At 73.2% G+C, this 12,607-nt stretch carries 8 protein-coding genes and 1 pseudogene; 8 read left to right on the top strand and 1 reads right to left on the bottom strand.

Features of this window, described 5'->3' with window-relative positions; genetic code table 11:
- Nucleotides 1-211: 211 nt before the first annotated feature.
- From ACIA8F_RS29165 to ACIA8F_RS29180, 4 genes are all read left to right on the top strand, one after another.
- The gene (locus tag ACIA8F_RS29165; protein WP_399383270.1) at nucleotides 212-1,282 is read left to right on the top strand and encodes a beta-ketoacyl-ACP synthase 3; all 1,071 of its coding nucleotides are present in this window, start codon (nucleotides 212-214) and stop codon (nucleotides 1,280-1,282) included.
- 27 nt (nucleotides 1,283-1,309) lie between these two features.
- Nucleotides 1,310-1,450, top strand: coding sequence for a hypothetical protein (locus tag ACIA8F_RS29170; RefSeq protein ID WP_399383186.1), 141 nt, complete (start codon nucleotides 1,310-1,312; stop codon nucleotides 1,448-1,450).
- A gap of 334 nt (nucleotides 1,451-1,784) precedes the next feature.
- A complete protein-coding gene (locus ACIA8F_RS29175) occupies nucleotides 1,785-5,153 on the top strand; it encodes a S8 family peptidase (protein WP_399383188.1) in 3,369 nt (1,122 codons plus the stop codon).
- A gap of 234 nt (nucleotides 5,154-5,387) precedes the next feature.
- Nucleotides 5,388-6,686: an MFS transporter gene (locus ACIA8F_RS29180; protein WP_399383189.1), complete on the top strand. Its 1,299-nt coding sequence runs from the start codon at nucleotides 5,388-5,390 to the stop codon at nucleotides 6,684-6,686.
- A gap of 14 nt (nucleotides 6,687-6,700) precedes the next feature.
- Here ACIA8F_RS29180 and ACIA8F_RS29185 read toward each other — a convergent pair whose 3' ends face one another.
- Nucleotides 6,701-9,271: a discoidin domain-containing protein gene (locus ACIA8F_RS29185; protein WP_399383191.1), complete on the bottom strand. Its 2,571-nt coding sequence runs from the start codon at nucleotides 9,269-9,271 to the stop codon at nucleotides 6,701-6,703.
- A gap of 342 nt (nucleotides 9,272-9,613) precedes the next feature.
- Between ACIA8F_RS29185 and ACIA8F_RS29190 the strand changes: the two are divergent.
- The 4 genes and pseudogenes from ACIA8F_RS29190 to ACIA8F_RS29205 form a co-directional block, all read left to right on the top strand.
- Nucleotides 9,614-9,812: pseudogene (locus ACIA8F_RS29190) on the top strand (AraC family transcriptional regulator); the annotation flags it as partial.
- 70 nt (nucleotides 9,813-9,882) lie between these two features.
- Nucleotides 9,883-10,371, top strand: coding sequence for an isochorismatase family protein (locus tag ACIA8F_RS29195; protein ID WP_399383193.1), 489 nt, complete (start codon nucleotides 9,883-9,885; stop codon nucleotides 10,369-10,371).
- 20 nt (nucleotides 10,372-10,391) lie between these two features.
- Nucleotides 10,392-11,039 carry an RNA 2',3'-cyclic phosphodiesterase gene (gene thpR / locus ACIA8F_RS29200; protein WP_399383195.1) on the top strand — a complete coding sequence of 216 codons (648 nt, stop codon included), beginning with the start codon at nucleotides 10,392-10,394 and terminating at the stop codon, nucleotides 11,037-11,039.
- A 187-nt stretch (nucleotides 11,040-11,226) separates the two neighbouring features.
- Entirely contained in the window at nucleotides 11,227-12,606 is a 1,380-nt protein-coding gene (locus ACIA8F_RS29205) for an MFS transporter (RefSeq protein WP_399383197.1), read from the top strand.
- Nucleotide 12,607: the final 1 nt, after the last annotated feature.

Consider the following 12,607-nt stretch of genomic DNA (forward strand, 5'->3'; position numbering starts at 1 on the left):
AGCCGCGTCCGATTCAGCCTTTGAGGCGACACCCCGATGGCGCAGCGGCCGTAGCGTTTCTTCCTTCATGCCGCTGAGCTGCGGCGATGACGCCGTACCCGGCCTCCGGCACACGCGTTCCCCGTCCTCTCCGCACCCGCCGTTGTCTTGACGCGCCCTACAGTCGTGCCGCTCCCCCGCGATCCCCTGAGAGACGTGCGTGACTCCCCTCCTGCCTTGCCCAGAAGACCAGTCGACACTCTGGGCCACCCCTTCCGCCCCGCCCGCGGCGGTACTGGAGGGGATCGCCGGTTACGTTCCGCCCCGGGTGGTCGCCAACTCCGGACTCCCCTCGGCATGGGGCATCGACGACGCCTGGGTGCACCGCCGCACCGGGATCCGTGAACGGCGCCGGGCCGATCCCGGCGTCTCCACCGGCGAACTCGCCCTCGAAGCCGGGCGCCGGGCGCTGGCCGTGGCGGGCGGCGCTCCCGTGGACACCGTGCTCGTGGCCACCTCCACGCCGGACCGGCCCATGCCGGCCATGGCCCCGCAGCTGGCCACCCGTCTGGGCCTGGGCGGCGCCGCCGCCTGGGACGTGAACGCCGCCTGCAGCGGCTTCCTGTACGGGCTCGCCACCGCCGCCGGCGCCCTGCTGTCCGGCTGCGCGGACCGGGTGCTCCTCGTGGCGGCCGACCTGTACTCCACGCTCCTCGACCCCGAGGACCGCTCGGCCGGCATCGTCTTCGGCGACGGGGCGGGCGCCGTCGTACTGCGCCGGGGCCGCTCCGGGGAACCGGGGAGCATCCTCGCCTTCGACCTGGGCAGCGACGGCTCGGGCGACGAGCTCATCGAGGTGCGCGGCGGCGGAGCCCGGGAGCGCTCGGCCCCGGACGGCTACGGCCCCGCCGACCGGCACTTCCGCATGCAGGGGCGCGAGGTGTTCCAGCACGCGGTGACCCGGATGACCCAGTCCTCGCAGACCGTACTGAAGCACGCGGGCTGGTCGCCCAAGGACGTGGACCGGTTCTGCGCCCACCAGGCCAACGCCCGCATCGTGAAGGCCGTCGGGGAGCGCCTGCCCGTCCCCGGTCCGCGCCGGGTGAGCAACATCGAGCGGGTCGGCAACACCGGCGCCGCGTCCATCCCCCTCGCCCTGGCCGACGCCGCCTCGCGCGGCGAACTGCACGCGGGGGAACGCGTGTTGCTCACCGCCTTCGGCGCCGGACTCACCTGGGGGTCGGCCGCCCTGCTCTGGCCCCGGCTCGACCGTGCGGTGCCCGGTATCGAACCGTCGCCCTGATCGACCGGTCAGACCGTCCTCACCACCGTGCTCACAGGGAAGTTCGAGTTCGCCCCCGAGAGCGTCCTTCCCGGCGCCACCCCGGAGAACCTCGACCGGGACACGCTCGCCCTCGGTGAGCTCGTGCCCGTGCTCCACTCCAAGCGGACCGAGCAGGACGCCCTGTGACGGGCTCCCCGCGCCCCCGCGCCGTGTCCGTCACCGGTCTGGGGCTCATCACCCCGGCCGGGGTCGACCGCGAGGACACCTGGACCGGGGTGCTCCGCGGCCGCAAGGCCTGGCGGATGGGCCGCTTCACGCAGCTCGCGGTCCTGGCGGCCCGCGATGGTGGACCCGCTGCTGTACGCCGGCATCCTCGCCGATGTGGAGGAACCGGCCACCGCGCACGTGGTTGCGGCCGAACTCGGCCTTTTCCCGCGTCCGCGGAGAACCGAACGGGTCCGAACGGCGTGATACCCCACACCACATGCATGGGCATGCACACGGACTCGGGGGAACACGGGTGGGATTTACCAGGAAGGCCAGAACGGCAGCGCTCGCCGCAGCGGTGACGGGGACTCTGCTCACGGGCACGGCGGCGGCCGGCATCACACCGGCGCTGGCCGCGGGCACCGCCGCACAGGACGGCACGGGGGGTCCGGTCGCGGACCGGGCGAAGAAGGAGACGAAGCCGCCGGCGACGGTGACCCTGATCACCGGCGACCGGGTCGTCGTCAAGGGCGACGGCAGCGTCGAACAGCTGCTGCGCGGCGCGGGCCGCGAGGGGACCTCCTTCTCGGTGCGCCGCGAGGGCGCGCGCACGTACGTCGTTCCGCAGGACGCCTTGCGCCTGGTCGCCGACGGGGTGCTCGACCGGCGGCTGTTCGACGTCGCCGGGCTGGTCAGGGACGGGTACGACGACGCGCACCGCACCACGCTGCCCCTGATCGCCGGCTACCGCCGCGACGCCTCGGGGGCCAGGACCTTCGGGGCCTCCGGCGACACGCTGGCGGCGGTGGCCCGCGACCGCCGCGAACTGCCTGCGGTGGCGGGCGAGGCGTTCAACGCGCCGAAGGCCGACGCCGCGGCCCTCTGGACGGCGGTCACCGGCCGGAAGGACGCCCGCACGCTGGGCTCCGCGCCCGAACCGCCGGTCGCGCACCTGTGGCTGGACGGCAAGGTGAGCGCCACCCTGGACAAGAGCGTGCCGCAGATAGGCGCGCCCGCCATGTGGAACGCGGGCTTCACCGGCAAGGGCGTCAAGGTCGCGGTCCTGGACACGGGGGTCGACGAGACCCACCCGGACCTCAAGGGCGTCGAAGTCCTGCAGAAGAACTTCAGCAGTTCGCCCGACTCCAAGGACCGGTACGGGCACGGTACGCACGTGGCCTCCACGATCGGCGGGTCGGGCGCGCGGTCGGGCGGCCTCTACAAGGGCGTGGCACCCGATGCGCAGCTCCTGGACGGCAAGGTCCTGGGCGACGACGGGTTCGGCTCCGACTCCGAGATCATCAGCGGCATGCAGTGGGCCGTGGACCAGGGCGCGACGGTCGTCAACATGAGCCTGGGCTATCCGGACACCCCCGGTGTCGACCCCATGGAGGAAGCGGTCGCCCGGCTCTCCGGCAAGGCGCTCTTCGTGGTGGCCGCCGGGAACGAGGGCGACAAGGCCGCCACGCTGCGCTCGCCCGGCAGCGCCGCGGCGGCGCTCACCGTCGGCGCGGTGGACAAGCAGGACCAGCTCGCGGAGTTCTCCAGCCGCGGTCCGACCGCCGACGGACTGACCAAGCCGGACATCACCGCCCCGGGCGTCGACATCACCGCCGCCTTGACCACGCAGGGCCCCAACCCCGCGCCCGACGAGGGCTACACCAGCATGTCGGGCACCTCGATGGCCACCCCGCACGTCGCGGGCGCCGCGGCCCTGGTCAAGCAGCAGCACCCGGGCTGGAGCCCGGCCAGTATCAAGGCCCTGCTGACCGCCTCGGCCACGCCCAACCCGAAGCTCAACGCCTACCAGCAGGGCGCGGGCCGGGTCGACCTGGCCCGGGCCGTAAAGGCCGTCGTCAGGGCCGATCCCGGTTCCCTCGCCTTCGGTACGCACCTGTGGCCGCACGCCGACGACCAGCCGGTGTCCAAGCCCCTCACCTACCGCAACCACAGCACCAAGCCGGTCACGCTGAAGCTGAGCACGGCCGGCACCGGCCCGACCGGCCGGCCGGCACCGGCCGGGATGTTCACCGTCAAGGACCCCCAGCTGACCGTCCCCGCCGGGGGCAGCGCGACGACCACCGTCACCGCCGACCCCCGCAAGGGCTCCGTCGACGGCGTCTTCGGCGGAACCGTGCTTGCCTCCGGGGGCGGGCAGGAGGTGCGCACCGGTCTCGTGGTCGAGCGCGAGGTGGAGTCCTACGACATCACCCTGAAGCACCTGGACGTCAAGGGCGCGAACCCGGCGACGTACTACACCACGGTCACCCCGCTCGGCGCGGGCCCGGACGCCCGCCGCGAGGTTCCCTACGACCCGAGCGGCACGGTCGTCCAGCGGCTTCCCAAGGGCGACTACCTGCTGGAGGCCGTCGTCTGGGGCCCGGACGCCACCCTGGGCTTCTTCGTCCAGCCGGTGCTGAAGGTCGCCGGGAAGGCCACGATCACCTTCGACTCCCGCAAGGCCAAGCCGTTCGCCGTCATCCCGCCGGATCCCGGCGCGAAGCTGGTGAGCGGGTACGCCGGGTTCTCCGACGATGCCGCGATGGTGTCCGACATGTGGGCCACCGACGGGACGACGAAGATCCTCACCCAGCACCTGGGCCCGGCCTCGTCCACGCTGCGGGCTCAGTACAACGGTCTCTGGAAGACCCCGGGGGCGGCGGGCAGGAACGTCGACTACCGGCTGGTCTTCAACCGGACGGGCACGTGGTTCAACGGGCTCGAGCGCAAGCTCACCCGGGCCGACGTCGCCGAGGTCAAGCTCGGTTTCGGCGCCTCGGTCACCGGGGCGAAGGCCCAGGTGACCGCGATGGCGACGGACGACCACGGGTACACCGCCGGGGTGATGGACCCGCCGGTGCAGAGCCTGCCGCTGGCGAGCACCCAGTACGTCACCACGGAGGGGGTGCGCTGGTCCTGGACGGCCTCGCAGCTGGACTCCGCGGGCGAGACGCGCATCCTCTACACGCACGACCGGGCGTCCTACAAGCCGGGCAAGCGCTACGCGCTGAACTTCAACACCGGCGTGGTCGGCCCCGACCTGGATGCCGGTGACGAACAGGGCGGCTGGCGCAACGGCGACTACCTGGACGCCAACGTCGGACTGTTCAACGACGGCAGTGGTCACGCGGGCTACTCCTTCACCACCGGGGGCTTCACCCGGCTGGAGTCCGGCGGGCGCGTCATCGTCGAGACCCCGTCCACCGGCTGGATCAGCGCCGACGTCCCGGCCGGCTCCGCCGTGTACCGGCTGACGAAGGAGGCGACCCGGTCCGCCAAGGACACCGCCACCAGCACGAAGGTCCGGGCGAGCTGGACGTTCACCTCGGCGCGTCCGGCAACCGACCAGCAGGTGAAGCTGCCGCTGTCCTCGGTGCGGCTCTCGCCGAACCTGAGCCTGGCCGGAACGGCGCCCGCGGGCGGCGCGCTGAAGGTGCCGCTGCGGATCGGCGGGCCGGCCGCCGCGCAGGGGCAGGTCGCCGCGCTGACGGTCCGGGCCTCCTTCGACGGCGGCAAGACCTGGCAGCTCCTCCCGGTGGCGACGGACGCGCAGGGGGCTCGTTCGGTGACCGTGCAGCACCCGGCGACGGCCAAGGCCGTGTCCTTCCAGGTGGATCTGCGGGACAAGGCCGGCAACACCGTACGGGAGACGATCACGAACGCCTACCTGCTCGCTCCCTGAGCCGACCGCACGACGTTCCGGCCCGGCCCCGCACCTCGCGGGTGCCGGGCCGGACCGGTGCCCGGCCGGTGCCGGGCCGGTGCCGGGCCGCGTTCGGCGCTGCGGCGCGGTGCCCCCGGGGGGCGGTTTGACCCGGTGGTGGGCCGCTCGCTTTGATTGCTCCGGTCGACACGCGTAGGTTCGTGCGCTTGTCCGTGGAACCGTGTGCGCGAGAGAGCGAGGGCTGCGCCGATCATGCCGATCACGCCGATCACGCCGATGAAGCGGATCAAGCGCATCACGGGGACCAGGCGGTCGCTGGGCCGGCAGTTCCGGTGGCTCTGGACGGCGTACGCGGTCAGCACGCTCGGCACCTGGCTCGCGTTCGACTCCTTCGCCCTGATCGCGATCCTCGCACTGCACGCCGGTCCGGCCCAGGTGTCCGCACTGGCCGCCGCGGGGCCGGCGGTCGCCGCGGTGGTGGCACTGCCACTCGGCCCCTGGGTGGAGTTCCGCCGCAAGCGGCCGGTGATGATCGCGATGGACCTGATCCGGTTCGCGGCGCTGATGAGCGTGCCGGCGGCCTACGCCCTCGGGATGCTCGGCCTCACCCAGCTCCTCGTCGTCGCGGTCCTCGTCGGTGCGGCGGACATCGCCTTCACGGCGGCCGGCGGCGCCTGCCTGAAGGCCCTCGTCCGGCCGGAGGACCTGATCGTCGCGAACGGCCGCTTCGAATCCACCACCTGGACCGCCACCATGCTCGGCCCCCCGCTCGGCGGTGTCGCGATCGCCGCGTTCGGGCCGGTGATGACGGTGGTGGGCAATGCGGTGAGCTACCTGCTCTCGGCGGCGGGGATCCGTGCGATCGGCGGCGAGGAGCCGCGCCCCGCCGCACCGGGCCCGGACCAGGGACCTCCGGCCCGGCCGCGCTTCCGCGACCTGTTCGAAGGCTGGCGGTTCATCCTGGCCGACTCCGAGCTGCGTCCCCTCCTGGCCAACACGATCCTGGTCAGCGGCCTGATCATGGCAACCGCACCCCTGCTCGCCGTCCTCATGCTCGGCCCGCTCGGCTTCGCGCCCTGGCAGTACGGCCTCGCCTTCGCCCTGCCCTGCGCCGGCGGCCTGCTCGGCTCGCGGCTGGCCCCGCGGCTCGTCGAGCGGTTCGGGCAGCACCGGGTCATGATCACCGCCGGTGTGCTGCGGGCGTGCTGGCTGCCCTGGCTGGCCCTCGTCCACTCCGGGACCGGCGGGCTGGTGCTCGTCATGGCCGTCGAGTTCGGGCTGATCACCTGCATGGGCGTGTTCAACCCGGTGTTCGCCACCCGCCGGCTCAGCCGGACCCCGCCGGACCGGGTGGCCCGCGTCCTGGCCGCGTGGTCGGTCACCAGCAAGCTGTCCATCGCCGTACTGACCGCCCTGTGGGGGCTGCTGGCCGCCTTCACGGGCCCCCGCCCCGCCCTCCTGGCCGCCGGTCTCCTGGCCATGGCCACCCCGCTCCTGCTCCCCCGGCGCGAGCGCACCCTCCGGGAAGAGGGGCGCGCGCCGGGGGGCTGAGGCCGGGCCGCGGGTCAGGAGATGGTGAGGAAGCGGGCCGTGCTCGGTACTCCCTGGGCGTCGAGGGCGAAGAGCAGGTAGGTGCCCGGCAGGACCACGCCGGGGTCGGCGGGTATGGACACCGTGTGGGTGCCGGTTCCCGTGGCCTTGGAGACGAGGGGGATCCGGCGCTGGTCGTTGTCCGTGGAGTGGGTCGCGGCTGCCGCCCGCATCAGGACGAAGGATGCCGCCGGTGTGGACGTGGAGGTGGAGAGCGTCAGGGTGGTGCCGGGCGCCGTCCTGGCGGGGGCGCCCCCGGTGATCTCGGGGCGCGGCTTCGGCGATCCGTCCGGGTTGAGCAGGTACGGCGGCGTGAAGACGGCCCCGTCGGCGTGGTTGGTGGCGCAGTCGCCGCACAGGCCTCCGCCGCCGGAGAAGACGCGTCCGTCCGGCAGCAGGTTGGCCGTGCTGTGGTAGTTGCGCGGCACGGCCATGGTGGCGAGCGGGGTGAAGACACCGGTCGCGGGGTCCCACAGTTCGGGGGTCATGACCGAGGTCGCGTCGCTGAAGGGGACCGGGTAGCTCTGTCCGCCGAAGACGATGACCTTGCCGTCGGGCAGGACCACGCTGTTGGCGAAGGCCCTGGCGTAGGCCATGTCGCCGGTCCGGGCGGTCTCGACCTGGGTGCCCGCGATGTTCACGGTGTAGGCGCGGCGCGTGGCGGGGGTGTTCTGGTAGGCGGGCGAGCCGCCGAGGGTGAGCAGTTTGCCTATGTCGTAGGCGACGGCGTTGCCCGTCATGGCGTCGCCGCTGTCGGACCGGGTGCCGGCCGGGGTGATGCTGCCCGTACCGGTGGTCGAGATCCAGTTCATCTGCTTGCTCGGGCCCAGTTGCAGCACCTTGCCGCCCGAAGTGGCGTGCAGCCACATGTGGTTATCGGCGCGATAGGGGCCGGCCGGGTCGGCCGTGGAGGCCTGGAGGGCGGGGACTGCGGGGAGTCCGCGCCAGGTTCCGGTGGCCGGGGACCAGACCTCGGCGGCCTTGTCGCCCGCGGGACCGCTCCAGGATCCGCCGAGGACGAAGGCCTCTCCGGTGGAGAGCAGCGTCATGGCCTGGTAGCCGCGCGGGATGTTCATGCTGGCCGTGGCCGACCAGGCGTCGGTGGCGGGGTCGTAGATGCTGGCCTTCTCCGCGTTGCTGCCCCCGGTGACGAGGACGCGGCCGTCGGCCAGCATGGCTATCCCGGGGCAGAACATGTCGTGCCCGGTGTTGTCGATGCGGCGCTGGGTGACCTTGCCCGTCTTCAGGTCGAGGATCGCGGTCTGGGTGTAGCCGTTGCTGCCGCCGAAGCGGTCCACGGCGTACGCGGACCAGGCCAGCAGCTTGTCCCCCGGCAGGACGGCGGTGGCCACGGGAACCAGCGGGAAGCCGGTGATCCGGCCCCAGGAACCGTGGGCGGCGGGGCTGGCCGGACCGCTCAGGCGGATCTCGGCGGCCGATGTCCACGGTCCGCGGGCGCCGGCCTCGGTGGTCACCGTCAGCCGTACGAACCGGGCGTTCTCGGTACGGGTGAAGGTGGCGGTCTTGACGTTGTCGTCGTCGCGCCAGGTGCCCGCGGCCACCGGTGCGCCGAAGGCGGTTCCGTCGGTGCTGGTGGTGACGGTGTAGGCGCCCGCCCGGCCGTTGGCGCCGTTGGTGCGGGGGTGGTAGACGAGCGCCGAGGCCGCGGCCGTGCGGTGCATGTCGATGGTGATGCTGTGCGGCAGCGGGGCCGCGGTCGCCGACCACCTGCTGTGCCAGAGGGTGGCGGTGTCACCGTCGAGGACCTGAGAGGCGCGGCCGTCCTCGCGGACCGTCTCCTCGTCGCTCGCCACCGCCGTCCACCCGGTCCGGGCCAGGTCCACGGTGGCTTCCGGGGTGCCGGGGTCGCCGAGCAGGTTGATCTCGGCGGCGGAGGTCCACGGGCCGCGGGCGCCGGCCTCGGTGAGCGCCGTCAGCCGTACGAACCGGGCTCCCTGCGGGGCGAAGCCGAGTGTTTTGGCGCTGCCGTCGTCCGCGAGGGTGCCGCCGGCGACCGGCGCCGGCCAGCTGACCCCGTCCGCGCTGAGGCTCAGGGCGTACTCGCCCACGCGCCCGTTGACCCCGTTGGTCCGGGGGGTGTAGACGAGCGCCGAGACGACGGCCGTGCGGTGCATGTCGATGGTGATGCTGTGCGGCAGCGGGGCCGCGGTCGCCGACCACCTGCTGTGCCAGAGGGTGGCGGTGTCACCGTCGAGGACCTGCGAGGCGCGGCCGTTCTCCCGCACCGTCTCCTCGTCGCTCGCCACCGCCGTCCACCCGGTCCGGTCGAGGACGGGAGCCGCCGGCTCCATGGCGTTCGCCGGTGCGATGCCGTGGTGCGGCGACTGCTTCGCCGCCTGATCGCCGAAGGGCGCGGGTGACGGCGCGGAGGCCGACCGGGGATCGGGGCCTCGGCCGGCCGCGGCCTGGCTCGCGACCCCGAACCACGGCGTGAAGCCGATCAGCAGCGCGCCGAGGCCGAATGCGATGAGCAGACGTGACCGGCGGAGCAAGCGGGGTGGGGCGGGGAAGCGCCTGGACTGCAATCTGACCTCCTGGGGCGAACCGGCATGACCCATGGAAGATAGGTCAGCCCGTCAACAACTCACCCGAAGCGGAGGAGAGTTGACGCAAAAGCGCAGCCATCGACGCGATCCGGGAGGCGGGACTTCGCGGACACGCCCCAGCGGTGAACCCGTACCGGCAAGGGGCAGCGCGCCCCGGATCGGGCCGGGCGGTCCGGTCGCGGGTCCGGACCCGCGACCTAGACCGGCACCGTGCCCGCGGCGGTGAACGGGCCGCCGTGGCCGGTGACGATCAGGTCCGCCGCGGCGGGCACCCGCAGCCGGGATCGTCTCCGAGGTCCGCGTACGGGGGCGGGCGGCTCCCTGCTCGCCTGGGCCCGCGAGCACCTCCACGAACCGCTCCCCGTCACGGAACTGGCCCGCCGGTTCACCGCCGCTACGGGCACGCCCGCCCCCGCACGCCTGGCTACGGAACCCGCACCTGAGCAGCGCCGCGGTCCTGCGCGAGCAGATCGTGCGGCGCAGGGGAGTTCCGCCCTGCTCCTTCACGAGCACGCCCTAAGGCCGCCGCCGTCGTCGCCTCCCGCCGGGACCCCGCGGCGGTGCGGCCGCCCTGTCCTATGATCGCTCCCGTGACCTCCGCACTGATCCTCATCGACCTGATGCCCCGCATCATCGACATGCCGGTCGCCCCTCACTCCGGTGAAGAAGTACTGGGCCGCTGCCTCCGGCTGGCCGAGGCCTTCAGGGCGAACGGGCGCCCGGTGGTGCTCGTACGAGTGGACCGTCCGGGGGTCGCCGAGCAGCCGCCGGGCAGCGGTTTCGCCGACGGGCTGGTGCAGCCGGGCGACGTCCGGATCGTCAAGCACACCGTCGGAGCCTTCCACGAGACGGGCCTGGACGAGCAGTTGCGCGATCTGGGTGTGGACACGCTGGTGCTCGCCGGTCTGGTCACCACGATGGGGGTCGAGTCCACGGCGCGGGCCGCGAGCGACCTCGGCTACGAGCTGGAGTTCGTGGCCGACGCCATGTCGGGTTTCGCCGCGGACGAGCACGATTTCACCGTGGAGCGGATCTTCCCCAGGTTCGGCGACGTGCACGACACGGCGCACTACGCCTGACCACGATCCCTGTGGACGACGTGAACGACACGGACGACGTGAACGACGTGAACGACGGTGACGAACAGCCCGGGCCCGCGACCGTTCGCGTGTTCATCGCCCTCGCCCCGCCCGACGACGCGAAGGACGAACTCGCGCGTGAGCTGGGTCCCGCGTACGCCGCGTACCCGCACATGCGGTGGAACCGCATCGAGGACTGGCACATCACCCTGGCGTTCCTCGGCGAACTGCCGGTCGGGGCCGTCCCGCTCCTGCGGCCGCCGCTAGCTGAGCTCGCGGCGGTGCGCGGTCCCGTACGCCTGGCCCTGCGCGGGGGCGGTCACTTCGGCGAGCGGGTGCTCTGGAGCGGGATCGACGGGGACCTCGACGGGCTGCACCGGCTCGCCGCCGATGTCCGCGCCGTGGTCAAGGAGTGCGGCATCCCCTTCGAAGACAGGCCGCTGCGACCCCACCTGACGCTGGCCCGCGCCCGCCGCAACGATGCGTCCTCCGCGGTGGAGGCCGCCGCCGGGCTCGCCGGGTTCACCGGACGGCGCTGGCGGACGGAGCGTCTGCACCTGGTCGGCAGCAACATCGGCCGCGGCCCGGGGCCGATCCACTACCGCGACATCGAGGCATGGACTCTCGGCGGCACGGAGGATCCCGGCGTCGACGGCCGCGAGGGCTGAACCCCACCGCCCCTCCCCCGCTTCACCGTTCGGCGCCTCGGACGACGAGGCCGGCGAGGCCGACAAGGCCGACGGGCGGGCCTCCTTCATTCGCGTAACGCGCACAGCACCCCGCAGAGAAACCCCTTGACGCAAAGCCGCTTAGCACTAAGCTACTTCCTAGCAATCTAATCGGGGGGAGATCGACGTGACCAAGGGCATGCGCGAAGAACGGGTGACGGGCGAACGGTCGCTGCTGCTCGGGGTGGGCATCAGCGCGATCGGGATCGGGATGTACATCCCCTTCTCGCTCGTCTTCTTCCACCACGTCACCGGCCTCTCCTTCGCCCTGGTCGGCATCGTGCTGACGGCGACCGGTCTGGCCGGGCTCGCGGTCATGCCGCTCGCGGGCTCGGCCGTCGACCGGTTCGGGGCCAGGAAGGTCAACCTGCTGCTCTACGCGGTACGGGCCCTCGGCTTCGCCCTCTACCCGTTCGCCGGGTCCCTCCCCGCCTTCGCCGCCGTCGCGCTGATCACGGCCCTCGCCGACCGCTCCTTCCCCATCGTGCAGCAGTCGCTCATCGGCGAAGTGGCCCGCGGCGGCGCCCGTGACCGGCTCCAGGCCTCCATCCGGGCCCTGCAGAACGCGGGCATGGGGGCCGGCGCCCTGATCGTCTCCGGGGTCCTGGCCCTGTGGGGCACGGAGGGGTTCACCTACACCGCCTGGGGCAACGCGGTGGCGTTCGCCCTCGCCGGACTCCTCGTCAGCCGCGTGCGGCCGGTACGGGACCACGTACCCGGCGCGGCCGGCGCGGGCGGCGCACCCCTCTCCGCCAAGCGCCCGCCCGCCGGCTACCGGATGGTGCTCGCCGACCAGCCCTTCCTGGGCCTGACCGCCGCCAACTTCCTCACCGCGCTCGGGTATTCGGCCCTGTCCGTCCTCTTCCCGCTCTACATCACCACCTGGCTGGACGGCCCCGACTCCCTCACCGGTGCGGCGTTCACCGTCAACACCGCCCTCTGCGCCGGGGTCGGCGTCCTGATCGCCGGCCGGGTACGGCGCTCCGGAGCCCGGCGCACCCGCTCCGCCGCCCTCGGGGCGCTGCTCTTCGCCGCGGCCTTCGTGGGGCAGATCGTGCTCGGCACGGTCCGGCCGGGGCAGACCGCGACGCTGGTCGCCCTGCTGGTGATCGTGGTGGTCTACACGGTCGGCGAACTGGTCCACAGCCCCTCGGGCGGCGCCCTGTCGGTGTCGGCCGCGCCCGAGTCCGTGCGCGGCCGCTACCTCGCCACCTACCAGCTGTCGTACTCCCTGGCCACGGCCCTGGCCCCGTCGCTCTTCACCGGACTGCTCGCGCTCGACGGCCGCCTGCCCTGGGCCTTCCTGACCGTCGCCGCGCTGGGCGCCGCGTTCGCGCTGACCCGACTGGAGCGCCACCTCCCGGCGGAGGCGGTGTACGCCGCGCAGCCGTCGGCGACTCCGGCTCCCTCCCCCTCTCCGGCCCCGGCCCCGGCTCCGGCCCCGGCTCCGACTCCGGCTCCGGCTCCGGCTCCGGCACGCGAACCGGCCGTCAGCGCCGGCGCCTGAG

The organism is Streptomyces sp. NPDC051563 (assembly GCF_044454225.1).
Lineage (GTDB): Bacteria > Actinomycetota > Actinomycetes > Streptomycetales > Streptomycetaceae > Streptomyces.

Excerpts from the sequence above, each read along its gene's own strand:
- ACIA8F_RS29180 (WP_399383189.1), top strand. The coding sequence starts at position 5,388 with ATGCCGATCACGCCGATCACGCCGATGAAGCGGATCAAGCGCATCACG.